The organism is Sulfurospirillum diekertiae (genome assembly GCF_011769985.2).
GTDB classification, from domain to species: Bacteria; Campylobacterota; Campylobacteria; order Campylobacterales; family Sulfurospirillaceae; genus Sulfurospirillum; species Sulfurospirillum diekertiae.
In genome coordinates this window covers 2,649,388-2,673,670 of sequence record NZ_CP039734.2, presented here as the reverse complement: position 1 = coordinate 2,673,670, position 24,283 = coordinate 2,649,388, and the positions used below count along the sequence as shown (strand labels likewise).

At 36.8% G+C, this 24,283-nt stretch carries 22 protein-coding genes; 8 read left to right on the top strand and 14 right to left on the bottom strand.

Annotated elements, in window-relative coordinates:
• Positions 1–12 precede the first annotated feature (12 nt).
• Genes FA584_RS13750 through tsaD form a run of 3 tightly spaced genes read left to right on the top strand, consistent with a single transcriptional unit; the run spans position 13 to position 4,679 of the window.
• Positions 13–2,898, top strand: coding sequence for a bifunctional diguanylate cyclase/phosphodiesterase (locus FA584_RS13750; protein WP_167749839.1), 2,886 nt, complete (start codon positions 13–15; stop codon positions 2,896–2,898).
• 32 nt (positions 2,899–2,930) lie between these two features.
• On the top strand, positions 2,931–3,677 hold the full coding sequence (locus FA584_RS13745) for a M15 family metallopeptidase (protein WP_167749838.1): 747 nt from the start codon (positions 2,931–2,933) through the stop codon (positions 3,675–3,677).
• Positions 3,678–4,679, top strand: coding sequence for a tRNA (adenosine(37)-N6)-threonylcarbamoyltransferase complex transferase subunit TsaD (gene tsaD / locus FA584_RS13740; RefSeq protein WP_096047694.1), 1,002 nt, complete (start codon positions 3,678–3,680; stop codon positions 4,677–4,679). It abuts the gene before it with no gap.
• Positions 4,680–4,683: 4 nt separating this feature from the next.
• Here the strand turns inward: tsaD and FA584_RS13735 are convergent, their stop codons facing one another.
• Genes FA584_RS13735 through FA584_RS13720 form a run of 4 tightly spaced genes read right to left on the bottom strand, consistent with a single transcriptional unit; the run spans position 4,684 to position 7,314 of the window.
• Positions 4,684–5,379 (bottom strand): SDR family NAD(P)-dependent oxidoreductase, encoded by a 696-nt coding sequence (locus FA584_RS13735; protein ID WP_096047693.1) that lies wholly within the window; start codon positions 5,377–5,379, stop codon positions 4,684–4,686.
• Positions 5,380–5,398: 19 nt separating this feature from the next.
• Positions 5,399–6,172 carry a UDP-N-acetylmuramate dehydrogenase gene (locus FA584_RS13730; protein ID WP_096047692.1) on the bottom strand — a complete coding sequence of 258 codons (774 nt, stop codon included), beginning with the start codon at positions 6,170–6,172 and terminating at the stop codon, positions 5,399–5,401.
• Positions 6,173–6,439 carry a flagellar biosynthesis protein FliQ gene (gene fliQ, locus FA584_RS13725; RefSeq protein ID WP_087439725.1) on the bottom strand — a complete coding sequence of 89 codons (267 nt, stop codon included), beginning with the start codon at positions 6,437–6,439 and terminating at the stop codon, positions 6,173–6,175.
• 11 nt (positions 6,440–6,450) lie between these two features.
• Positions 6,451–7,314 (bottom strand): menaquinone biosynthesis family protein, encoded by an 864-nt coding sequence (locus FA584_RS13720; RefSeq protein WP_096047691.1) that lies wholly within the window; start codon positions 7,312–7,314, stop codon positions 6,451–6,453.
• A gap of 154 nt (positions 7,315–7,468) precedes the next feature.
• On the opposite strand from FA584_RS13720, the gene recA reads away from it, so the two are divergent.
• The 4 genes from recA to FA584_RS13700 are packed head-to-tail and all read left to right on the top strand — an operon-like array spanning position 7,469 to position 10,780.
• A complete protein-coding gene (gene recA / locus FA584_RS13715; RefSeq protein ID WP_191342104.1) occupies positions 7,469–8,506 on the top strand; it encodes a recombinase RecA in 1,038 nt (345 codons plus the stop codon).
• Entirely contained in the window at positions 8,503–9,777 is a 1,275-nt protein-coding gene (eno, locus tag FA584_RS13710; protein ID WP_096047690.1) for a phosphopyruvate hydratase, read from the top strand. Before recA ends, eno begins: the two co-directional genes overlap by 4 nt.
• A complete protein-coding gene (locus FA584_RS13705; RefSeq protein ID WP_096047689.1) occupies positions 9,774–10,046 on the top strand; it encodes a septum formation initiator in 273 nt (90 codons plus the stop codon). The genes eno and FA584_RS13705 overlap by 4 nt, the downstream gene beginning before the upstream one ends.
• Before the next feature lie 14 nt (positions 10,047–10,060).
• A complete protein-coding gene (locus FA584_RS13700; protein ID WP_167749837.1) occupies positions 10,061–10,780 on the top strand; it encodes an AMIN domain-containing protein in 720 nt (239 codons plus the stop codon).
• 45 nt (positions 10,781–10,825) lie between these two features.
• Here FA584_RS13700 and FA584_RS13695 read toward each other — a convergent pair whose 3' ends face one another.
• The 3 genes from FA584_RS13695 to topA form a co-directional block, all read right to left on the bottom strand.
• Positions 10,826–12,112 (bottom strand): citrate synthase, encoded by a 1,287-nt coding sequence (locus tag FA584_RS13695; RefSeq protein ID WP_167749836.1) that lies wholly within the window; start codon positions 12,110–12,112, stop codon positions 10,826–10,828.
• A 141-nt stretch (positions 12,113–12,253) separates the two neighbouring features.
• On the bottom strand, positions 12,254–13,099 hold the full coding sequence (locus FA584_RS13690) for a biotin synthase (RefSeq protein ID WP_167749835.1): 846 nt from the start codon (positions 13,097–13,099) through the stop codon (positions 12,254–12,256).
• A 100-nt stretch (positions 13,100–13,199) separates the two neighbouring features.
• Positions 13,200–15,272, bottom strand: coding sequence for a type I DNA topoisomerase (gene topA, locus FA584_RS13685; protein WP_167749834.1), 2,073 nt, complete (start codon positions 15,270–15,272; stop codon positions 13,200–13,202).
• 160 nt (positions 15,273–15,432) lie between these two features.
• Here topA and FA584_RS13680 point away from each other — a divergent pair, with 160 nt between their 5' ends.
• Entirely contained in the window at positions 15,433–17,856 is a 2,424-nt protein-coding gene (locus FA584_RS13680; protein ID WP_167749833.1) for a flagellin N-terminal helical domain-containing protein, read from the top strand.
• Between the two features lie 75 nt (positions 17,857–17,931).
• Here FA584_RS13680 and FA584_RS13675 read toward each other — a convergent pair whose 3' ends face one another.
• The 7 genes from FA584_RS13675 to FA584_RS13645 all read right to left on the bottom strand — a co-directional run bounded on the left by FA584_RS13675 (position 17,932) and on the right by FA584_RS13645 (position 24,249).
• Positions 17,932–19,932 (bottom strand): 6-hydroxymethylpterin diphosphokinase MptE-like protein, encoded by a 2,001-nt coding sequence (locus FA584_RS13675; RefSeq protein ID WP_167749832.1) that lies wholly within the window; start codon positions 19,930–19,932, stop codon positions 17,932–17,934.
• 150 nt (positions 19,933–20,082) lie between these two features.
• Positions 20,083–20,487, bottom strand: a complete 405-nt coding sequence (locus FA584_RS14575) for a pseudaminic acid biosynthesis-associated methylase (protein WP_228448570.1) — start codon at positions 20,485–20,487, stop codon at positions 20,083–20,085.
• A gap of 128 nt (positions 20,488–20,615) precedes the next feature.
• On the bottom strand, positions 20,616–21,296 hold the full coding sequence (locus FA584_RS13665) for a PIG-L deacetylase family protein (RefSeq protein WP_167749831.1): 681 nt from the start codon (positions 21,294–21,296) through the stop codon (positions 20,616–20,618).
• Positions 21,289–22,008: a WbqC family protein gene (locus FA584_RS13660; RefSeq protein WP_167749830.1), complete on the bottom strand. Its 720-nt coding sequence runs from the start codon at positions 22,006–22,008 to the stop codon at positions 21,289–21,291. Before FA584_RS13660 ends, FA584_RS13665 begins: the two co-directional genes overlap by 8 nt.
• The gene (gene pseH / locus FA584_RS13655) at positions 22,005–22,520 is read right to left on the bottom strand and encodes a UDP-4-amino-4,6-dideoxy-N-acetyl-beta-L-altrosamine N-acetyltransferase (protein ID WP_167749829.1); all 516 of its coding nucleotides are present in this window, start codon (positions 22,518–22,520) and stop codon (positions 22,005–22,007) included. Before pseH ends, FA584_RS13660 begins: the two co-directional genes overlap by 4 nt.
• Positions 22,517–23,539, bottom strand: a complete 1,023-nt coding sequence (locus FA584_RS13650; RefSeq protein ID WP_167749828.1) for an N-acetylneuraminate synthase family protein — start codon at positions 23,537–23,539, stop codon at positions 22,517–22,519. The genes pseH and FA584_RS13650 overlap by 4 nt, the downstream gene beginning before the upstream one ends.
• Positions 23,536–24,249 (bottom strand): class I SAM-dependent methyltransferase, encoded by a 714-nt coding sequence (locus tag FA584_RS13645; RefSeq protein WP_167749827.1) that lies wholly within the window; start codon positions 24,247–24,249, stop codon positions 23,536–23,538. Before FA584_RS13645 ends, FA584_RS13650 begins: the two co-directional genes overlap by 4 nt.
• Positions 24,250–24,283 lie beyond the last annotated feature (34 nt).

Here is a 24,283-nt window from a genome sequence, read left to right as displayed (position 1 = left end):
CTGGAGTATGAATTGTTAAGCTTAAAAAAACAAAATATTACCAAATGGATTGTTTTTTTACCTGCCTTTGCCATTCTACTCACTTTTTCAATTACCTTGGCGATTATTATCTCTGCCGAGCGTGCTGAGTATTATAAATCACTTGAAAACACACGTGTTGCTTATGTGAAACGCTCTAAAGCCCAAGCGCAAGAACGCATTGATAAACTGATCGACTATATCAATGAAAATGAAAAATTTTTGATGAATGAAGCGAAAGATGAAGTTAAAAACATTGTCAATTTTGCCTATAAAAGTATTAATGATATTTACATTGAAAACCCCAACCTTCCGCGAGATCAAATTTTAGAAAAAATTAAAAAAAAGTTAAGAGATACGCGCTTTTTTAACGATCTGAGTGGGTATTATGTCATTTTTGGTTTGGATGGAACATGCATCATGCATGGTGCCAATAAAGAGCTAGAAGGGAAAAATTTTATTGATGCACAAGATGCTGCAGGCCAATATTATATTAAAGAGGGAATTGAACGGTTAAAAAGAGAGGAAGCTTTTTCGCTGATTTATCCTTGGAAAAATCCCCAAGATGCAAAAGTTCGTAATAAAATAGGCTATGCTAGGCAATTTGCTCCTTTAAATATCTATGTTGCCAGTGGGCGTTATGAAGATGAGCTGAGAGAGCGAATCAAAAAAGAGACTCAAAAACTGCTTCTGAATACAAAGTATGGCGAGTATGGCTATATCTTCGCGTATGATTATGATGGCAATACCATCTCGCATGGCGATCATTCGCTGGTCGGTAAAAATAGACTGGACGTTGTCACCAATCATCAATTTATTATCAAAGATATTGTCGAAGGGGGTAAGCGCAATCCTGAAGGCTTCTTTATGAGTTATGTTGCCTCTTATCATCCTACGGCACAAGATCGTAGCAAGGTCTCTTTTATTCGCGCAATTCCACAGTTTAGGTGGGTGATCGGCACGGGTGCATACTTGTATGAAGAAAATAATGCGATGTTAGAGCAAGAACAGATCCTTAAAGATAAAATGCAGTCAACGATTATTAACATGTTGGCAGTCTCTTTAATTATTATGCTTTTGGTGATGGGAATTATGTTTTTCATATCAACAAAACTTCGTTCTGTTCTAGCACGTTATGAAAACCACTTACTCTTAAGTAACAAGCAAATAAGAGAGCAAAAAATGGTTTTTGAAACGCTGTATCAAAAATCTGCCGATGGAATTTGGTTGTTGAAAGAGGGTGTTTTTGTCGACTGTAACGAAGCGATTATGAAGATGTTCAAAGCCAAAGATAAAAAAGAACTCATCAATGTGACTTTAGCAGATCTCTCACCAGAATTTCAGCCAGATGAACAGAGCTCTTATGAAAAAGCTTTGTGGATGAATGCCTTGGCATCGCAACAAAGCGTCCATAAATTTGAGTGGCAAGCGCGAGCGTGTGATGGAAAGCTTTTTTGGATTAGCGTGATGATGACAACCATTCATATGGACAAAGGTATTATTCAACACTGCTCTGTGCGCGATATTACTATCCGTAAAGCGCTTGAAGACGAGAATAAAAACCAGAAAAAACTTTTAATCCATCAAGTAGAACACGATACGCTCACAGGACTTCCTAACCGTAATCTTTTACAAGACAGACTCACGCAAGCGATCAAAAAAGCGAGTCGCGATGGTAAAGTTTTAGGTGTTATGTTTGTAGATATTGATAAATTTAAAAGCGTCAATGACTCTTTAGGACACGATGCAGGTGATATTCTTTTAACAACAATCGCCACACGCATGAAAAGCAGTGTCCGTGAGACAGATACGGTAGCGCGGTTAAGCGGTGATGAGTTTATTGTATTGCTTGATGGGTGTAAAGATGTCAGCGATATTTTTGTTGCAATTAAAAAATTGGTTTCTGCTTTTCAAGAACCTTTTCTTTTAGGAAATGAGAGTTTTAAAATTACCATGAGTATTGGTGTGAGCGTTTACCCCAATGACGGTGAAGTGGCGAGTAAACTCCTAAAAAATGCTGATATCGCAATGTATAAAGCTAAATCAAAAGGGCGCAATCGTTATGTCTTTTTCGATCAAGAGATGAACCAAGAGACCAATGAACATCTTGAAATTGAAAAAAGTTTGCGTAAAGCACTGGATAAGAATGAGTTTGTGATTTTTTATCAACCCCAAATTAATCTTCAAAGTGAAAAAATTGTGGGCTTTGAAGCACTTATTCGTTGGAATCACCCAACACGAGGTTTGACGGCACCGGGCTATTTTATCAATATTGCAGAAGAGAGTGAGCTCATCATTGAGATTGGAAATTGGGTGATTAAAGAGGTGATGCGTCAGATTAAAGTTTGGTATGATATGGGGCTTGATCCTGGAAAAACAGCGATTAATATTGCAGGAAAACAGCTAGAAGAAGCTGGATTAGTCTCTTTTATGATTCAAAGCTTACGCGAGAGTGGGTGTAAGCCTGAATGGATAGAAATGGAGATTGTTGAGCGATTTATTATGAAAGATACTACCAAATCCATAGCACTGTTAAAACGGTTTCGAGAATTAGGGGTCGATATTTCGATTGATGATTTTGGAACAGGACACTCTTCGCTAGCGTATCTTAAACAACTCCCGATTACAAAGCTAAAAATCGATCAAAGTTTTGTTCAAAATCTAGAAGAGAGTGGAGAAGATCGTGCAATCGCTCGAACAATCATTGAGCTTGGACGCGGTTTGGGGCTAAAAGTCTTAGCAGAGGGTGTTGAGACACAAGGACAAAAAGAGTTTATTTATAGTAGTGGGTGTGAGTTAATGCAAGGTTATCTCTTTAGTAAGCCTATAGCTGCCGCAGATGCAGAACTTTTATTAAAAAATCAAATGCACATGTTATAATCATAACAGGAAACAATGAAACAGGGCAGAGTATGAAACGAAGATATTTTTTAGGATTAATGGGTGCAACGTTAGTAGGAAGTTTGGCACAGGCTGATGAGTTAAAACATCCCGACATTTGGCTTAAAGATGAGCAAAAAGTTATTTTTGACTCTGTGATGAAAAAGCTTGATATGGTTGAGCGAACAGTTGGTTATGCTAACTTTAATCTTATCTCTTTTGATGAAACACTTAAAATTGCTAAAAACTATCCTAAAATAGGCGCCTTTACACCTGCTGAAATTGCCTACATTGAAGAGATTTTCTATACCGATCCTATAATCTATGGTTTTTATGGGAAGCGAACGGTCGAAGATTTGAGCCATAGTATTCCTGAAAAAGATGTCATTAAAATTGATGGTACGGGGCATTATGTCTACCGAGAGACTTCACAAGAGCTTTTAACGCGTTTAATGAAAGATATTGGGCCAACACTGATTTTAACATCGGGTGTTCGCAGTGTCATGAAGCAGCTCAGCCTTCATATGGAAAAAATTAAAAATGAAAATGGCAATATTACTATTGCGACACGCTCCTTAGTCCCCCCTGGATTTTCTTATCATTCGGTAGGTGATTTTGATGTGGGGAAACGTGGCTGGGGACGTCAAAACTTTACCGCTAATTTTGCACGTACAGAGGAGTTTTGGAATTTACAAAAACTCTCTTATGTTTCGACACGTTATACCATCGGCAATGGAGATGGTGTCCGGTATGAGCCGTGGCACGTGAAGATTGTCTAGATGATCTTAAGCATTGAAAGTAGCTGTGACGATAGCTCTATTGCGATTACGCGTTTAAGTGATAAAAAACTGCTCTTCCATAAAAAAATTTCGCAAGATGCGGAACATGCACAGTATGGTGGTGTTGTACCTGAACTTGCCGCGCGCCTTCATGCGGTGACTCTTCCTAAAATACTTGAAGAGGCGAAGCCCTATTTTGCGGAGCTCAAAGCAATTGCCGTGACGAATGAGCCAGGACTTTCGGTCAGCTTGGTAGAAGGTGTTAGCATGGCAAAGGCACTCAGCGTTGCGCTTCATCTTCCACTCCTTGGTATTAATCATCTCAAAGGGCATATTTGCTCCCTTTTTATCGAAGATGAAATACGTTTTCCGATGGATGTTTTATTGGTCTCTGGTGGGCACACTCAGCTTTTACATGTAAAGAGTTTAGAGGAAATAACCTTACTTGCAACGACGATGGATGACAGCTTTGGAGAGAGTTTTGATAAGGTAGGAAAAATGTTGGGACTTCCTTATCCTGCCGGTGCGCTTATCGAGGCGTATGCTAAAAAAGGCAATGCCAAACGATTTGATTTTACGATTCCTTTGCAAGGTACCTCCACTTCATTACTAGCTTTTAGCTATTCGGGTCTTAAAAACCAAGTAAGACTCTGCGTTGAGGCGCAGGAAAATTTGGATGAACAGACCATCTGCGATATTTGCGCTTCGTTTCAACGTGTGGCTGTGGCGCACCTCATGCAAAAGATCAAAAAAGCGTATAAAGAGCGTCCGGTTGAACATTTTGGTGTTGTCGGTGGAGCGAGTGCAAATCTCTATTTACGTGGCGAACTCGAAGCATTTTGCATGTCTAAAAAAGCGACACTTCATACCGCGAAAATGGAATTTTGCTCCGATAATGCCGCGATGATTGGACGCTGTGCCCTCGAAGCCTATGCTAAAGGCTCTTTTGTAAGCATAACTGATTTAAAAGTACGTAGCACATCGAAAGATATTTTCTTTTAAAATCTTAACGTGGAAACGATCCGTTGTTAATGTCAATGACCGTGCCATTGATGTATTCTGGCGACTCCGTAGCGAGCCAAACAATGGTTTTGGCGATCTCTTCAGGCATGGCAAATCGTTTGGAAATGACGGATTTTAAAAAGGCTTCTTGGCGTGCTTGAGGAATGGTGTTTAGCATATCTGTTGTAACGGGGCTTGGGGCAACGGCGTTGATGATGATTTTGCCTTCAAAGATTTTTGAAAAGCTTTTGGTGGCATTGATCAATCCTGCTTTTGTGATACCATACCAAATATCAGGATGCCCAATTTGTCCCGCAATCGAGGTATTGTTGACAATACGACCACCTTTTTCAAGCATCGTTTTGGCGACCTCTTCAATGAGCTTCACGGGTGCTTCAAGGTTGATTTTAAGCATGGTGTTAATTTGATCGTTTTTGTAGTTTGCATAAGGAATCGCGTACATAATGCCAGCGTTGTTAATAAGAATATCAATTGCTGGAAGTGAGGCAATCAGCGCAGGAATGGCATCGACTTTCACTAAATCAAACGCGATGGTTTTAATTTTTGGATGTGTTGATAGCTCAAAATTTTTAAAGTCACGCGCGAGGACAATAACATCGTAGCCCAACGCCAAAAAAGCTTTGGTAACTTCAAGACCGATACCTTTGTTTCCACCCGTGACTAAAGCTGTTTTTTGCATGAAAATTCCTTTTTGGTTGCTATAAAATAATGATCTCTTCTTCCAGTTTCACGCCAAAGCGTTTGAAAACTTCCTCTTTGACCGCCGTAATGAGTGTGATAGCTTCCTCATACGTACCATCTCCCAGATTGACTAAGAAGTTGGCGTGAACGTTGCTAAACATCATATTGCCAACACGTTTACCTTTAAAGCCCGCCTCTTCGATAAGCTTTCCCGCAAAGTGTCCTTCTGGGTTTTTAAAACAGCTTCCTGCACTAGGCTCTTTAGGTTGATTGTCGCGCATTTTTTTAAACATGGCCAGCAAATTTTCATCAAAACCGCTTTTACATGTAAAGGTGGCTTCATACACAATGCCTTTGATTTTCGCGAAGCGGTAGCCGTGTTCTATCTTTGATTTTTCTATCCAGCCATGCTCGGTTCGAATAGCGATGAGGTCATTGAAAATTTCCCACTCTTTCAGTCCCGCATTCATTGCGATCATGCCACCCAGTGTTCCTGGGAGTTTTTGCATCAGCTCAAAACCTGCAAGATCGTGCTTTTTTGCAAAGGAGAGAATTTTACCACTGGGCGTTGCGCCGCCTACATGTAAAACAGTTTCTTCCAAACGAATAAAATCAAAGCATTTATCTAGCATCGCAAGGGGAGGTGGGGTAGGGCTTACCAAAAGGTTGTTTGCGCCACCAATAAGCTTATAGGCTTTGGGAAGTGGCGTGATAGAATCAAGCAGTAAAACATCAAGTGTTGGACCAATCTTGATGCTAGAATAGGTCGAAAAATGAATCGATTTTGTCATTTAAAAAACAAAGGAAGGGATCATATCAATCATTCGCGTTGTAAACTCAATCATCATGTTCATCATCCATGGCATCGTAAAAATAGCAACAACGATGGTGACAAGAATCTTTGGAACAAAGCTCAGTGTGGATTCATTGATCTGGGTGACCGCTTGAAAAATACTAATGGCAAGACCGGCTATGAGTCCTGAGAGGAGCATCGGCATGGAGAGATAAAGCGCTATTTTAAACGTTTCAACACCGAGTCCGATGAGTTTTGCTTCCATAAAATACCTTTTTAGCTGTTTCGCAATGCTTCGTATTCTTTGGGAATAAGATAGTCACGCGCTTTAATCTGTTGGTCATAAAAACCGTGATTGTACCCAAGTTCAAAGAGTTTGTCGATTGCTTGATATTGAATGTCGCTCATGTCGATCGAATTTTCATTGGCATAGAGTCCAAGATACTTTTTAAGTGTCGCTTGATCGACGCGAACGAGGTTTCGTTCAATCAGCATTTTAGAAAGAAGCCCTTGATGGGTATGGGCAACATCCACAGCTTGAATGAGGGCATCTTCACAGGCAATTGCTCGTAAAATTGGCATAGAACGACGCAGTGCCATACCTCCTAGGGGTAAAGGAAGCTCTTCTTTGCAAAGCTCTTTCCATATATCCCACAATTCTCGCTCAACCACAAGTGTATCGCTAAAATTTAAAATGCTTTCATGAATTAAAACACCTGCGTCCACCTCTCCATCAATAACGGCTTGTTCAATCTCTAAAAAGTTTTTATAGATAATACGTGCTTCAGGGTAGGCAATTTTAAATAAAAGAGCATTGGTTGTATGGGTTCCACTGAGGGCGACTTTAAAATTGCGTTTGAGTTTGGTCTCTTTACGTTTTACGAGTTTTGGGCCATATCCTTCTCCAAAGCTCACTGCCGTGCGTAACAGGGCATATTCACTGCGAATTTTAGGGTAAAGAGCAAAGCTAATCGCGGTGATATCATAACTATTTTTTAAGGCTTCAAGATTGAGTGTCTCAATGTCGAGAGCGATGTTTTCGAAACTCAAACCTTGTGTACTAACCCAGCCAAATTTGATGGCAAAATACATAAAAATATCATCAGCATCTGGTGAATGTGCTACCGTAATCGTTTTCAAAAGTATCCTTGGAAAATTTTAAATCATTTTAACATATTCCATATTGAAATATTTTGAACTGCTTTCAAAGAAATCGTATAGAATTGCTTCAAAGGGCTTTTTCAAGCTCGAAATGATAAAATATTAACACTATAAAAGAGGTAGTACAATGCAAATCGATGAAAATAAGAAAAAAGCACTTGATCTTGCGATCAAACAGATTGACAAAGCGTTTGGTAAAGGGGCATTGGTAAGACTTGGGGATAAAGTGGTTGAGCCTATGGCTTCAATTAGCACAGGCTCTATTGGACTTGATCTTGCACTGGGAATCGGTGGTATTCCTCAAGGGCGTATTATTGAAATTTATGGACCTGAGAGTTCAGGAAAAACGACACTCTCACTTCAAATCATTGCAGAATCACAAGCTAATGGTGGCGTCTGTGCCTTTGTTGATGCAGAGCATGCACTGGATGTTAAATATGCAGGAAATCTAGGGGTGGATATCGAGAACCTTTTGGTTTCACAGCCTGATTTTGGTGAACAAGCTCTTGATATTGTGGAGACATTGGCACGTAGTGGCGCAGTGGATGTCATTGTTATTGACTCCGTCGCAGCGTTAACGCCAAAGAGCGAGATTGAGGGTGATATGGGCGATTCGCACATGGGCGTTCAAGCAAGACTCATGAGTCAAGCGCTTCGTAAGTTAACAGCAGTTGTTCATAAAATGAATACAACGGTTATTTTTATTAACCAAATTCGTATGAAAATTGGTACGATGGGGTATGGCTCTCCTGAAACGACTACAGGTGGTAATGCGTTGAAATTTTATGCTTCAGTGCGTATTGATGTCCGAAAAATTGCGACATTGAAACAAGGTGAAGAGCAGATTGGTAACAGAGTTAAAGCAAAAGTGATTAAAAATAAAGTGGCGCCTCCGTTTCGTCAAGCAGAGTTTGATATTATGTTCGGCGAAGGTATTTCGAAAGAGGGTGAGATCGTTGATTATGGTGTAAAACTGGATATCATCGATAAGAGCGGCGCTTGGTTTAGCTATAATGAGACAAAATTAGGGCAAGGTCGCGAGAATGTGAAAGCATTTTTAAAAGAGAACAAAGAAACATCGTTAGAAATTGAGGAAAAAATAAAACAAGCAATCAGTGGCAATGCAATGGTAATGGCATGTGGCGTTGATGATATAAAGGAAGATGAATGATCTATATTGAAGATATCGCGGCAGACGAAGTTTTAGATAGTAGAGGAAATCCAACTGTTCGGGCAAAAGTAACGTTAAGTGATGGCACTGTCGCAAGTGCCATAGTTCCTAGTGGCGCAAGCACTGGAAAACGAGAAGCGTTAGAGCTCAGAGATGCGGACAGTCGTTATATGGGCAAAGGCGTACTGAAAGCATGTGAAAATGTTAATACGGAAATTTCGGATGAATTGATTGGTCTTAGCCCTTTTAATCAAGCATTTATTGATGAAACGATGTTAAAATTGGATGGTACCGAAAATTACGGTCGCTTGGGAGCTAATGCCGTGCTAGGCGTTTCCATGGCCGTTGCACGTGCGGCAGCATTAAGTCTTGGTATCCCTCTTTATCGCTATCTTGGTGGGGCAAATGCTATGACGCTTCCAACGCCTATGTTTAATATTATCAATGGCGGTAGCCATGCCAATAATAGCGTCGATTTTCAAGAATATATGATTATGCCTCTCAACTTTGAAAATTTTGGTGATGCATTAAGATCTTGTGTGGAAGTCTATCATCAGTTGAAAAAAGTTATTGCAGGCATGGGTGAAAGTACAGCGCTTGGGGATGAAGGCGGTTTTGCACCGAATTTGAAAGATAATGAAGAACCCATCAAAGTCATACTGCAAGCGATTGAAAAAGCGGGTTATAAACCGGGGGTTGATATTGCAATTGCATTAGATGTTGCCAGTAGCGAGCTTGTAGCAGATGGCGGTGGTTATAGACTTGAGTCTGAAAAAAGAACACTTAGCAGTGCAGAGCTTGTTGCTTACTATGAAAATCTTTGCGCAAAATACCCAATTGTTTCTATTGAAGATGGGTTAAGTGAAGATGACTGGGATGGGTGGAAACTTTTGACCGAAAAATTGGGTTCAAAAGTTCAATTGGTTGGAGATGATCTATTTGTAACCAATAAAAAAATCTTAAGTGAAGGTATTGCAAAAGGTATTGGTAATGCGATTTTGATTAAACCAAATCAAATCGGTACCGTGACAGAGACAATGCAGACAGTACGCTTAGCGCAACGTAATAACTACAAATGCGTTATGAGTCATCGAAGTGGTGAGAGCGAAGATGCTTTTATTGCTGATTTTGCAGTAGCGCTTAATACAGGTGAAATCAAAACAGGTGCAACAGCCAGGGGTGAGCGAACCGCTAAGTACAACCGCTTATTAGAAATTGATAAAGAGTTAGAATTTGGCGAGTACATAGGAAAACAGCTCTTTATTAAATGAGTGAAGTTTTAGATGAATTTGAAGAAGAAGCCGAAGAGAGTGGAAGCTCTGCTCTCTTTTATCTTAAGGTTTTATCTTTAGCTGTTATTGTTGTTGGATTTGGTCTGTATATTGGTGATGTTCTCTTTGGTAAAAGTTCACTCGACGTGCTTTTAAATCTTCAAGCTGACAAAGACACCTTAACTGTAAAAATAAAAAATCTCAAAGAAGAGAATGCTGTATTACAAAAAGAGTATTTTGAGTTACGACAGTTGGACCCCGATAGATAAATTAAGGAGAACATATGCAGAAGATTCTTTGGCTTTTTCTATCTCTTGCAGTGATACTAGAGGCGAGAGAAAATCCTTTTGAGACAAATATGTCTCCTCAAGACGTTGGACAAACAACACAGATTAAAGAGGAGCGAACAGATTTTGTCAATGCTAGTTTAACCCTTCCAAGCAGTGCGCGGATTTTAAAAAGTGCTTCTGTTACTTTCCAAAATTTAGATGGATCTATTAGTGAAGAAGTTGTTGGGATTGAAAAAAATATTGATTGGCATCTCCCCCTGATCTTAAGCAATGCAAAAGCTGATGCTAATGCCTCTTCTCCTATTGCGCTTCCTGTGAATGTTCCTGATTCTAAAAAAAGTGCTGAAAAAAAAGTACCTGCCCCTAAAGAGGAAAAAATTACAAGCCTTATTGCCCCGAATACTAATGTGGAGGGGAGTACCTTTAAATTGATAGATAATCTCTCTTTTTATATCAATCAGAATGAAATTACTATTTTTACCAAAGATACTAAAGTGCGTGATTTTTTGATAGCGGATCCTTATAAAGTGGTTGTTGATTTCAAAAAGGTCAATTCTTATGCCACGAGAACATTGGATTTTAAAAAAGCTCCTTTTATTTCAGCAACCCTTGGCGATCATGATGATTTTTATCGAATTGCTATTTTGTTGGATGGACATTATCGTTATGATATAGAAGCTTTTAAGGGTGGCTATATTATTAAGTTGAAGTAAAAAGAGGCTTTACATGTAAGGAAAAATCCTTACATGTAAAGAGTGTTATATCTCGTATTTAGGTGTACGTTCAAGTGGTCCAAGGTAATGTTGGCGAGGGCGCGCAATTTTCATGTCGGGTTGCTCTTTAAGCTCTAGCCATTGTGAAATCCAACCAGGAGTTCTTCCGATCACAAAAATGACGGCGAACATCTCTTTAGGGATTTTCAGTGCTTGCAAGATAAGACCTGAATAGAAGTCAATATTAGGGTAGAGTTTACGTTTAATGAAGTACTCATCATTGAGTGCAATCTCTTCAATACGATGTGCAACTTCCATCAATTCACTGTCAATCGAAAGCTCATTAACCAACTGTTTTTGAAGATTTTTCAAAATCGTTGCACGTGGATCAAAGTTTTTATAAACTCTATGTCCAAAGCCCATCAATCTAAATGGATCATTAGGGTCTTTTGCTTTCGCAATATATTTATCTACATTATCAACACTTCCAATAAGTTCAAGTTGACGAATAACCGACTCATTGGCTCCACCATGTGCTCGTCCCCATAAGGCGCCAATGCCTGCAGAAATGGCTGCATAAGGGTGTGCATGCGTAGATGCAACGACACGAACCGCAGTGGTAGAAGCATTTTGCTCGTGGTCTGCGTGAAGGGTAAAAATGGTATCCAGTGCTTTGACTTCAATGGGTTTGAGATCAATATGATGATGAGGATAGCCTCTAATCATATAAAGAAAGTTTTCTGTAAACCCTTTATCTAAATCAGGGTAGATGATAGGTAGACCTTGAGAATAACGATATGAAAAGGCAGCAATTGTTGGAATTTTAGCAACAATACGGTGTGCCATCTCTTTTGCTTCTTCCGGTGAATCCATATCTAAGTGATCAAAGTAAAAGGTTGAGAGTGCAGAAACAGCTGCTGATAAAATTGCCATTGGGTGTGCATTATCAGGAAAGGCATCAAAAAGTTTACGCATACTTTCATGAATAAAGGAACGCTTTTTGAGCTCCATTAAAAAGTTTTTATATTCATCTTTAGTAGGAAGCTCTTTGTGTAAGAGTAAAAAAGCGGTATCTAAGAATGATTTTTTGGTTGCAAGATAGGCAATATCATAACCACGATACATCAATTTACCAAGATCACCATCAATATACGTAATACGTGACCTACAACTTGCTGTGGAGGTAAAACCACGATCTAAGGTAAACATACCTGTGCTACCATAGAATGTTGAAATATCAACAACATCAGGTCCTAGTGTTGACTTAAGGATCGGAAATTCATACTCTATGCCCGTACGATTGTCGATAAGGGTAACTGACTCTTTACTCATACGCATCCTTTATTAAATAATAAAATATTATATCAAATTTTGTTTTGCCTGCTTAATAAATTGTAAGCATTATTATATTAGAGAGAAGAATAGTATAAAAGTTAGTTTGAAAGTTTTAGGTAGAGCGTAGCAGTAAATCTGCTACGCATGACATGTTGTGGCAATCTCATAGCCCAAGCGTTCGATCATCTCACGATCACTCGCAGGCAGCTCACCCTTGGTGGTTAGATAGTCACCGATTACGATAGCATCGGCACCTGCTGCAAATATATCGCACTCTTTGCTTTTAAAGGTCGTTTCACGTCCACCGGCTACCATAAGTCTCGTATGAGGGAGCGCTGCTCTTACTTCAGTAATAATTTCTAATGCTTCTTTTTCACTTAAAGGTGCAGCTTTCAATGGCAGTGCAGGATTTTGAATGTAAAAATTAAGAGGCATAGTATCAGGACTCAATGCCTTAACGCTTTGTATAAATGCAGTACGCTCCTCTTTGCTCTCACCAAGTCCAAAAATACCGCCGCTGCACAAAGAAAGACCTACTTCTTTAACATTCATGCAGGTTTGGTAACGACTTTCCCACGAATGGGTGGTACAAATCTTAGTATAAAAGGTTTTAGAACTTTCTAGGTTGTGATTGTATGAGTTGATACCTGCATCTTTGAGCGTTTTGAGTTGCTCAACAGTCGCAATTCCATTACACGCAATCAAATTTAAGTCAGGAAGTTCTGCTTTAACAGCACGCGCTGCTTCACAAACGAAAGCGAGTTTTTTATCATCAAGTCCAAGTCCTGATGTAACAAGGCAAAATCCAATAGCACCATTGTTTGCAGCATTGTTTGCCTCAAAAACAATTTGGTCAACTGGTTTATATTTGTAACGCTCTATGTCAACATGGTGACGAGCACTTTGCGTACAAAATCCACAATCTTCCGCACAGCTTCCACTGGAGATGTTTGAAATAGCACATAAAAAAATTGATTTATTCATTCAGTAAAATTCCTTCATATCGGTTTAGACTTTTGCCATTGTGGCTCATGTCACCTCTTAGGTTTGGCAAAGAGGTGTTTTTAAAATAAATAAAGTGTATTTAAGCTTCTTCTTTGTGTTTACATTTAATGCATTCAAAAATCTCTTTTTTACGAAGTTCTCGTTTTGACATAATGTAACCACACTCTGGACACTTTTTATCGGTTGGTTCATGGTTGGAAATAAATTTACATTTTGGGTAGTTCCCACATCCAAAGAATTTTCCTCTACGTGAGCTGCGCTCTATAATAGAACCACCACATTCAGGACATGGTACGGCTAAAGTGATCTGCTCTTTTGGCGCTACATCGCTCACTTTTTTAATATTTTGAGTGTATTTACAGGTAGGATAGGTACTGCATGCAATAAATTCACCAAAGCGACCTTTTCGTTTCACAAGCTCTTTTCCACAGTCTGGACACATTTCCCCCGTGAAAACAACGACTTTTTGACTTTCAATATTTGTCTTGCCTGCGACTACTTGTTGTTCAAATGGTTCATAAAAGTTCCATAAGGTTGTTTGCCAATCTTCTTTGTCTTCTGCAATTAAATCTAGCGTTTCTTCCATGGTAGAAGTAAAAGAGGAGTCAACAATTTGAGGGAAGTGTTTTTCCAAAAGTTCAGTGACACTAAATGCTATTTCACTTGGGATGAGTTGCTTTTTCTCAATCGTGATGTAATCGCGCGCGGTTAATACCGAAATGGTTGGTGCATACGTTGATGGACGACCAATACCTAAACTTTCCAATTTTTTAATCAAACTTGCCTCAGAATAACGTGATGGTGGCTCTGTAAAGTGTTGGTTTGCGTCAATTTTGGTTAGTTTTACCTCTTGACCAAGTGCTAGATCTGGTAAGAGTTTATCTTTGTCATTGTCACCATAGACTTTATAAAAACCATCAAAGAGGAGTTTGCGACCGCTTGCTTTAAACTTACCGCTGTTGCTTTCAAACAGAAGCGTTTGAGATTCAAAACGCGCATTGTTCATTTGAGACGCTAAAAAGCGGTTGTAAATCAATGTATAGAGCTTCAGTTCATCAGGTTTGAGGAACTCTTTAGCAATATGGGGTGTAAATTCTAAGATGGTAGGGCGAATTGCTTCGTGCGCTTCTTGAGCACTTTTAGATTTGTTGGCATAAAAACGTGGTTTTTCAGGCAGATAAGCATCGCCATAATGTTTTTTAATTTGATCACGTGCTGCTTCTATTGCCTCTTTAGAAATGTTTAAAGAGTCTGTTCGCATATAGGTAATGACACCCATAGCCCCTTGATGCGTTTTCACACCTTCGTAAAGGGTTTGTGCAATCATCATTGTTTTTTTAGGAGAGTATCCTAATGCACTTGAAGCACTTTGCTGAAGTGTTGAAGTCATAAATGCTGGACTTGGAGAGCTTTCACGCTCTTTTTTCTCCAAAAGGGCTACTTTAAACGTTTCCTTTAAAAGTTTATCTTTAATTGCATGGGCACGTTCGGTGTTGGAAATTGTCATTTTTTCGATTTTCTCGCCTTCAAATTCAACCAAAGAGGATTCAATCGTTTTATTAAACAGTGCGTCAATGCTCCAAAATTCTTCTTCTTTAAACGCTCTGATCTCTTTTTCGCGATCAACTACAATTTTAAGTGTGGAGGATTGAACGCGCCCTGCACTGAGGCCTTTTTGGATTTTGGAAGAGAGTAGAGGCGAGAGCTTGTAACCAACGATTCGGTCAAGCAAACGACGTGCTTGTTGTGCATTAATGCTACTAGCATCCAAGACTCTAGGATTTTCTAAAGCGTGCGTAATAGCATTTTTCGTAATTTCATGAAACACAATACGTGGGAGTGATTGCGGGTCTTTTCCAATAGCCGTGGCAATATGAAAACCAATGGCTTCACCTTCACGGTCCTCATCGGTCGCGATATAGACTTGATCAGCTACTTTGGCAAGATCTTTGATCTCTTTTACCACAGCGGCATGATCTTTGGGAATGCGATACTCTGGAACAAAGGTTTGGTTGTCGATCTTGATACCAAAACTGCTTTTGGGAAGATCGCGGATATGTCCTTTAGAAGCGACAACTGTATAGTCTTTACCTAAAAAATTCTTAATCGTTTTTGCTTTAGTCGGGGATTCGACAATAATGAGATTTTTCACTTATTTTCCATCTTTACATGTAAACATTTTTGAGTATTCTATCTAAAAAAGAATCTTTTTAAAAATAGTCTCTTGGATTAAAGTTTTTTTTTGAGACTCCGATCTTGTTTCTATCAAAGGCAAGGATGCCTGCGAAATACAAAAGATAAAAGGATTTATCATGGGTTTCCGTATTAACACAAACGTTGCATCACTTACTGCACAAACAAGTGCTGCAGTCAACAACAGAAATTTGGACAGTTCACTTGCCAAATTGTCTTCAGGTCTTCGTATCAATAAAGCAGCAGATGATGCTTCAGGTCTTGCTATTGCAAACTCTCTTCGTGCGCAAGCAAGCTCACTTGGTCAAGCAGTCTCTAATGGTAACGATGCGATTGGTTTGATTCAAACTGCCGATGGTGCGCTTAGCGAGTACTCAAACATTCTTGATACTATCAAGACTAAATCTGTACAAGCAGCATCTGATGGTCAAAACTCTACTTCTCGTCTAGCAATTCAAAAAGACATTAATCGTCTACTTGAAAACTTGAACAATATTGCAAAAACAACATCGTTCAACGGTCAAAAACTCCTTTCTGGTACATTTACTAACAAAGAGTTCCAAGTAGGAGCAAATGCAAACGAGACGATTAAAACCTCTATTGCTTCTGCAGAGACAAGTCAAATTGGTCAAACGAGCCGTGCAACACTTACCGTTGCTGCTGGTGAAAATCAATTAACATTGAAAAGCGCGATTAGTGGTGCCTCTATAACACTTGAATCAGTGAATTTGTTGTCCAATAATGATCCAGCAAATGGCGTTGGTGCTTTAGCTGACATTATTAATAAACACAGTGCTGAGACAGGTATTACAGCAAAAGCAGTTGTTTCAACAACAACAGCATCTGCGATTGCCGCTGGAACAACCGGATCTGACTTTGCTATTAATGGTGTCAATATCGGTGCTATTAATGTATCTGCTAATGACAGTGATGGAGCATTACTTACTGCAATCAATAACAAAGCAACTGAGACAGGTGTTACTGCTACCAAAACTGCTGATGGTAAAATTACATTAGCAACAGGCGATGGTCGTGCGATTAGTGTTACGGGCGATGTTTCTGGTGTTATGGGAACAACAGCTGATAAAATGAGCACTATTGGTCATCTTGAAGTTGTTCAAGCAGGTTCTTCAACCTTCCAAATTACAGGATCTGATCTTGGTAAAGCGGTTGGCGCGGATATCACAACGACTGGTACTACAAATATGGTTCAAGATTCTGTCTTGGCAATTGGCAGTATTATTGCAACAGGTAGTACTCTTGCTGCAGGAACAAAAACAGGTGTAATTCTTACTGCAACGGTAGGTATGAGTTTAGTTACAGACTCATCAACCGCTGATATGACTTTGGCAGTTGGTTCTGTTTTATCGGCTGGTACTATTATCAATAAAGATACTGTTCTTGCTTCAAAAATCGCTGTAAGTGGTGACACTACATTAAGTAGTAGTATGTTTGTCAAAGCTGGTTCAACATTGGCCGCTAATACAGTATTTGATGCGGGTACAGTGCTTCAACAAGATATGACAGTTTCAGGAACTACGTACAAATCTGGTATGACACTTACTCAAGATTTAACATTATCATCTTCTATCATTCTTTCTAAAGATATGACGATCAGTGTGGAAGCAACTACTCCTAACTCAACAATTGGTGCGGGTAGTAGTTTATTGGCTGGAACAGTTATAGGAGCGGATATAACACTATCTTCTAGTTCAACACTTGCAACGGATATGACTCTTAAAGCAGGTAGTACGCTTGCTGCGGGCACTCAAATAGCAGCGGGAAGTGTTCTTGGTCAAAGTGTTGTTGTTACAGCTGCTAGTTATACTACGACACAAGCAACTGATCTTAAAGTGGGCTCGATTCTTGGAAGTGCATCTACAATTAAAGAAGGTTCTTCTTTAGGTGGAGAGGTTACTATAAATGCACTCACACTGAAGGATGATATGCTTGTTAAAGCGGGTTCATTGTTGGCTTCAGGTACAGTGCTAAAAGCAGGTACACTTATTACTCAAGACTTAACAGCTGCTCAAGCAGGTAATGCAGGTGTTGGTATCAAAGCGGGTACAGTTCTTGGAACCGATCTTACAACGACAGCTGACATCTATACATTGAATGATATGACATTACTTAAAGGCTCTGGCACTGCTGGTAGTATTGCTGCAAATTCAAAACTTGCAGCCAATGGTGGAAATCAAAATAGTGCTTCTTTAAGTGATACAGTGTTTAGTAACCTTTCAAAAATTGATGTTACGACGCTTGAAGGTGCTATGAAAGCTATTGATACGGTTAGTGCAGCGATGACAAACCTTGATACGATTCGTTCAGATTTAGGTTCTGTTCAAAATCAAATCACTTCAACCATCAATAACATCTCTGTAACTCAAGTAAACGTTAAGAGTGCTGAGTCTGGTATTCGTGATGTTGACTTTGCTGCAGAATCAGCTAACTTCTCTAAATTTAACATTCTTGCACAGTCAGGAAGTTATGCAATGAGTCAAGCGAACTCTGTACAACAAAACGTACTTAAACTACTTCAGTAGTTTAAATAAAGTAGCGTAAGCTACGAGTATTAACCGAGCCTTTTGGCTCGGTTTCCTTTCTCTATCCTCTTAGAATTATTTTAAATAACCTTCAAGTTTAGAAATATACAGTGTTGAGATTTTCAGTAGTTGTTTAACCAATATTGCATTGATTTGTACCATATGTTTATTAGGCTTTTCAAGGTCTTTTGTATTGAAAAGGTCAAAGATATAGCTTAGTACAATAGGAAAATATTCGTAATATACTTGAGCCAAATCAGAGTGTCGTTTATAATCCATATCACTAAGATCCCAAGAAAGCTGGCTTAGTGTATTTAAATATGCTTCAACATGTGCAAATTTCTTTTTTTGAAATTGTTTGATAATTTTTTCAAGTTTCTTGGCTTCTGAAACTTGGTATTTAATTTGTCCTTTGTCTGCCTCATTAAACTCTGCTTCGCCAATACTATTAAAAAACTGACCCAAATTTTGATGTATCTCACTTTGATCAAGTATTGCAAATTGTTCCCAGGTATAGTTTTCAACGTGAAGTGGTTCCGCACCTTTCAGGTATGCTCCATTACTCAGGTTATAAACAGATATTTTTTCACTTTTTAACGTATCCGTAAAGGTTTCAAATTGAGCGTGAGATATTTTGTAAGGGGGCAGAACTGGTACTTGATCTAAAAAATTTCCGCGCACATAATCAACGGAAGTGGTTGGATCAAGAGAAGCATTTTTCTCATTTATTTCACCTTTTGTCTGGTACGCGTGAAATCCTCCATGGGTTTGAAGTGTTTCGCTATCTAGGGCTAAGTCAATACCTAGCATAAAGATCTTTTGTGCTCCAAGAATTAAAAAGAGACCATAGCTATACTCACCAACACTGGGTGCTGAAAGTCTTCCAAAGCCTTTTTTATAGAGTGTTCCTTGTTCTATAAAATGTATATTTGAGCGTTCAAATCTTTCAACAGTCGCCTCATCTACGTTGGATGCGAGAAGTACAATAGTGTTTTTAAAATACTCTTTAGCATCAAGGTTTTCAAAGAGTGATGCCGTAGTTTCAACACCGGGGTCAATATGAATCACCACATCAGGAGCAATTCCTTCGTGATGAAGAAGTCTACAGGTAGAAAGAGCACTCACAACAATAAAGCGGTGATGATTTGCTTTAACCCACTCTATATTTTTTAATGTTGAAGGGCCTGAAAAGAGAAGTAAAATAGGTTTTTCGGAGACAATATTGTCTTTATGAAATTTGTTGACATTCAAAAAAGAGTAGTTAAGTGCCAAATAATGAGGTGAATCAATAAAACGTAAAAGTATAGCACTGTAACCATAATTAATATAATCTTGAGAGAGAACATGGCTTTGTAATTGTCTGAGCTGAGGTTCATAATTGAGGTTGAAAGGGATATGTTTTATCGTGAGATTATAGTTGTTCCCTTTATCTAAAAACGTGACAAACGTTTTTCTCTCTTCTTCCTCCTCTTCTGCAATAGAAAAATAGGTAAAATGATTATTTGTCAATTCTGCATAGTCTATGACAAATAATGAAAGTCTAAAAATTTCAAGATTTCTTTCTTTGATAAATAGCACTTGAGGGGTTAATTTTTGAATAATTCCTTCAATATGAAGTCCTAATCCAATATCCAAAAAAATAACCTTCTGGACTTTAGACATGTATGTTTCTGAATGAGTATAAGCTTGTGTGTAATTAATAATTTTAATTGTTGCCCACAATGCGTTATGAAATGAAAGTTCACTTTTATCAATGTAGTCAGCTTGTTCATCCGTTGCAGAAATATATTTATGTGCTTTAAAGACGCCACCGGTACGTTTTAGATTGAGATTATCGACTATTCTTTTTGAATAGTCGATGCTGTTTTCTCCATAGAGCCATTCCCCACTCTTTAGGTCTTGAAGATCAAAATACTCAGAATCTTTATACTCAAGTGCATATCGCTCTTCGTATTGATTTTCGTTAATTGCAACTTCGAGTAAAGTAATTTTTTTATAAATTTCGGGATGATTTTTTTTAAAATATGAAAGGTTGGCTTTATACGTATGAAGCACTTTTTGCTCAATATCTAGCATATTTAGTTTCCTTTCTCCATTAAAAACCAAGTAACATCATCTTGCGGGAAATTATAATCTTTTTTATAAACAAATCCATAATCAAGTAGTTTCAAATCACTGTATTTTTCTAGTAATTCTCCAGCAAAATCTCTTTTAAATAATTTGTCTTTAACTCCCCCTATAATCAATACCTACTGGAGTTGGATTATAATATTCACATACACAAATATATCGATTACTTGTTTCATAAAGTATTTCATATGTTTTTTGCAACTCTTCAGGATTTATGTGGATAAGAACACCTTTTGTAAAAACAAAATCTCTTTTTCTATCAACGGTAAACTCAAGTATGGATGTATGATATATATTTAGATTTTCTATTTTTTTGAGATATTCTATTGCATCACTATTGATTTCAATAGAAGATAAATTTATATCGGGAAGTAATTGTTGTATGGCTAATAAATTGAGCCCTATATTAGAACCAAATTCCATGATGGAATTTACATTATTCGTATGTTTCAAAATTTTTGAAAAAAGAGATATATTTTGAAGCAATGATTTTTTTATCATTATTTCTTTGTATATAATCCTTCCCAAAATCGCCTGCCCAAAAGTTTTCTTGTTCGGTTTTATGTGTATGCATATGTTCCTATCCTTTTATAGAATTTATTTGTAAAAGTAATTTTAATATCACAAAATTAGCTAATAATTCTGACAACTTTAAAGCGTTCTACATATTTTTTGCCAACGCTCATTCCATAATATTGTGCACTAAGAGCGATGCCTTCTAAACTCCTAGGATGTGGATATTCACATAGCTCAGATTTATATTCTTTCATTGCTTGAAGTTTTAAATTTATTGTATCATCAATACTAAAAAACATATCAGGTGAAAACAAAAGAGGGTAATTCCATTCTGTTGAAGATAATATTTCAAAACTATATATTTCTTTTACAGATTCGCTTTGCATAGGTCTAGTTGCAGTAATGACAGCAGTGTAGGTAATTTTATGATCAATATTTAAATCATCTTTGTAATGTGTAAAAATAATATCAGGCTTTATTTCTTCCTTAACTTTAGATATAGCTTTTACGATATCAAGCAAATCAACGCTATCAAACCTATTATCGGGAAAGCTTTCAATAAATACTTTCTTTATTCCTATAATACTATTGGCTTTATGTATTTCACTATTGAGTATTGCTATCTCATTTTGTCTATTTGCTATTACTCTAATTTCATCTCTACTTGTTTTACCCTCCCCTAAAATAAGAGTATACGCTTCATAACCGTCTTGTATAAATTTTGCGACTGTCCCAAAACAGCCCAATACTTCATCATCAGGGTGCGCCGCAACTATAAGAATTTTTTTATACATACAGCTTCCTTAATACATCTTTTTGTATATTATTATTCAAAATAATATCTTTAATATTGTCTCTTTCTTCGTTAAAAAGTAGATCAAGGGCACCCATGAATGGATGAAAGTTTTTGCTTTCTTGTTTATAAATGGGATGCGTATAGCTTTGAAAATACGGGATTATATTTTGTTCTTTGATATAACCTACATCAGCATAATCTTTACCTTGAGAACCAAATATAAATATATTACCACCAACTCTTTGCGTTAATTCAATTACATAATCCAACTTTTTTGCTCTAATTTTTAAATCGCTGGCAAGTACTATTTTTGTATCAATTTGTAAATAGTTCACAAGCAATTCTAAATAACTGTTTGTATAATCGACTAAAAATTTGCTTTTTAATTCATATATTGTTTTTAAATTTTCAAAAACAATATCAAAATATTTGGATTTTCTATATGATTGTTCTATGCTTTTGAGATGCTTTATTTGCCATCTGTCATCTAATACTTCTATTTCTTGTAATGTTTTATCTTTATAATCTTTTGTTTTTACTGGAATTGTGAGCATAATTTCATTATCATTTTGTAAAATTTTATTTCTATTTATGTATGAGTTTTTTTCAAACTGCACATCATCCATCACAACAAATGTATCTGACAATAATATCTTATGAAGGAAGCCTAACCATGGGTTATATGCTGGTTGGTGCGCTGAAATAATCATAATATTTTTTCCATAAAGAAGATCTTTTCATTATAGATAAAATCTTCTTTTATAGTTTTAAAACCAAATTTCTCATACAATGAAATTGCATTTTTGTTATTGGAAAAAACATACAATAGTAAATTTTTAATTTTTAATTTATCTTTAGATATATATAAACAAATTTCTTGTAAAACTGTTCCAACTCCCGGCCTTTTGTTGTCCATATTTGCACTTAATCCAAAATAGGCAGAATTGTTTTTTAAGTCAATTAAATCAAATTCAACAACACCTAAATAATTATGATTGTTTTTTATAAGAAAACATAACTTCTTGTCATTATGTCTCAATGATTCAATATACTTACAGTGTTCATCTAGAGATATAATATCTTTATTAACCATCCATTTTCTTACATTTTCATTATTGCGCCATTGTAAAATTAGCGTCTTTTCGTTTTCAGTTGTATTAATAAAATTTATAATTTCATACTCGTTATAAAAAAAATTATTTTCTTTTAACTCTTTGATCATTTTAATACTCGTAGTGTAATTGTTTCATCTTTTTTTATATCTCTGGTTACTATCCTATTTTCGATAAATAAAAAGTTTTTAGGGTCTAATCCACTATCATCACAATTATCAATCCTCTTGTAATCAATATTATCTTTAGTTATTTTTTCTCCTATAAATATATTGGTTTTTGCTACTATTTTTCTTCTGGCCATTTTTCTCATCTCTATTTCTTGGAGGGTTGGCTTCAATTCAGGCTTGCCGATAGCTTGTTCAATAAATCTAATATCATCAATATATTGCTTCAATTCTTTAGGGTTTATACTAAACCAATGATCTGGCCCCTCCATCTTATTGTCTAAAGTAAAATGTTTTTCTATGACTATCGCTCCAAAACAAACTGCTCCAACTGCAGAGGTACTTCCAATAGTGTGATCCGAAAATCCAACTTTTACATTAAAGGCATCTTTTATAATTGGTATTTTTTTTAGATTAACATCTTGTTTGTCTGTTGGATAAGATGAGGTGCAGTGAAGTACGGTAATATCTTCATTTCCAACTTCTCGTATAGCTCTTACAGCATCTTCAATCTCATAAGCATAAGCCATTCCAGCAGAAATTATTATAGGAATTTTTTTAGAAGCGTAATATTTTATTGAATCTAAATTAGTCAGATCATCACTTCCAATTTTTAAAAATGGTAAATCTGTTATGGACAATAAAAATTCCAAGTCTGACTTATTTTGTGCCGTAGAACTAAATATGATATTTTTACTTTTACAATAATTTATAATTTCAACCCATTCATCATCCGTAAATTCATATCTCTTAAACATTTTTAGCATTGATTCTGTCACTTCTTTATCTTGAGACTTGTATGTGTATGTTTGGTTGGGATCACTTATAAATTCTTCTGCTTTAAAGGTCTGAAATTTGACACAATTCGCACCAGAATTTTTGGCTTCATCTATCATCTTCTTCGCAATATTTACATTACCGTTATGGTTCACCCCAACCTCTGCTATGATAAAAACACTCATTTTTTCACTCCTACTATAATCCACTCAGAATAGTTATATTGATTGTTGCATGTGCTGTAAATAGTAGTACTACTATTTTTATTGATAAACTTTATATCACAAAATGAAAAAATATCAAATAATTCATAATAAGTTGAAAAATGGGCTATACCAGTATTGCAAAAAGTTCCATTTTCAATACTTTCATAAGTATTGGCTTCTATTATTTTGGCTTTTAATGCACCATTTTTTATTTCTAGAAGATCAGGGTTATCATCGGAGAACTTGAAAGAAATGACAATTCCTCCCTTCTTTAAAACTCTATTTACCTCTGTCCACCATTTTTTTATATCTTCCAATTTCCCACAATATGTTGATTCTCTATCAACTATGATATCAATACTTTCATTTTCAAATGGTAATTTATCAAAGTAAGCTTGCTGTATGGTTACTTTAAGATTTTTTGAGTTGCATACCTCTCTTGCAATTATGCAAGCACTTTTACTTCCATCTATTCCATACGTATCAAATCCTTGTTCTGCGAAAAACCACAAATTATTTCCTGCGCCACAACCAAGTTCTAAAACTTTGGTATTTTGCCTATTAATGCTATTGGTATTTAAAAATTTTAAACTATTAAAAAAAATAGAGATTAATTCTCCATATGGATATTTATTTATATGGAGATTTTTTGCATATATATTTGATTCCCAATTATTATCAAATGACATCTTAGTTTCCTTTACATTTTTTATTTCACAAAAT

Coding starts and splice junctions, on each gene's coding strand:
- FA584_RS13660 (WP_167749830.1), bottom strand. CDS start 22,008: ATGATTATTTCAGCGCACCAACCAGCATATAACCCATGGTTAGGCTTC.
- FA584_RS13650 (WP_167749828.1), bottom strand. CDS start 23,539: ATGAGTGTTTTTATCATAGCAGAGGTTGGGGTGAACCATAACGGTAAT.
- FA584_RS13705 (WP_096047689.1), top strand. CDS start 9,774: ATGAGTGAAGTTTTAGATGAATTTGAAGAAGAAGCCGAAGAGAGTGGA.
- tsaD (WP_096047694.1), top strand. CDS start 3,678: ATGATCTTAAGCATTGAAAGTAGCTGTGACGATAGCTCTATTGCGATT.
- FA584_RS13700 (WP_167749837.1), top strand. CDS start 10,061: ATGCAGAAGATTCTTTGGCTTTTTCTATCTCTTGCAGTGATACTAGAG.
- FA584_RS13730 (WP_096047692.1), bottom strand. CDS start 6,172: ATGACAAAATCGATTCATTTTTCGACCTATTCTAGCATCAAGATTGGT.
- eno (WP_096047690.1), top strand. CDS start 8,503: ATGATCTATATTGAAGATATCGCGGCAGACGAAGTTTTAGATAGTAGA.
- fliQ (WP_087439725.1), bottom strand. CDS start 6,439: ATGGAAGCAAAACTCATCGGACTCGGTGTTGAAACGTTTAAAATAGCG.
- FA584_RS13645 (WP_167749827.1), bottom strand. CDS start 24,249: ATGTCATTTGATAATAATTGGGAATCAAATATATATGCAAAAAATCTC.
- FA584_RS13665 (WP_167749831.1), bottom strand. CDS start 21,296: ATGTATAAAAAAATTCTTATAGTTGCGGCGCACCCTGATGATGAAGTA.
- FA584_RS13675 (WP_167749832.1), bottom strand. CDS start 19,932: ATGCTAGATATTGAGCAAAAAGTGCTTCATACGTATAAAGCCAACCTT.
- pseH (WP_167749829.1), bottom strand. CDS start 22,520: ATGATCAAAGAGTTAAAAGAAAATAATTTTTTTTATAACGAGTATGAA.
- FA584_RS14575 (WP_228448570.1), bottom strand. CDS start 20,487: ATGATAAAAAAATCATTGCTTCAAAATATATCTCTTTTTTCAAAAATT.
- FA584_RS13695 (WP_167749836.1), bottom strand. CDS start 12,112: ATGAGTAAAGAGTCAGTTACCCTTATCGACAATCGTACGGGCATAGAG.
- FA584_RS13680 (WP_167749833.1), top strand. CDS start 15,433: ATGGGTTTCCGTATTAACACAAACGTTGCATCACTTACTGCACAAACA.
- FA584_RS13735 (WP_096047693.1), bottom strand. CDS start 5,379: ATGCAAAAAACAGCTTTAGTCACGGGTGGAAACAAAGGTATCGGTCTT.
- FA584_RS13745 (WP_167749838.1), top strand. CDS start 2,931: ATGAAACGAAGATATTTTTTAGGATTAATGGGTGCAACGTTAGTAGGA.
- FA584_RS13690 (WP_167749835.1), bottom strand. CDS start 13,099: ATGAATAAATCAATTTTTTTATGTGCTATTTCAAACATCTCCAGTGGA.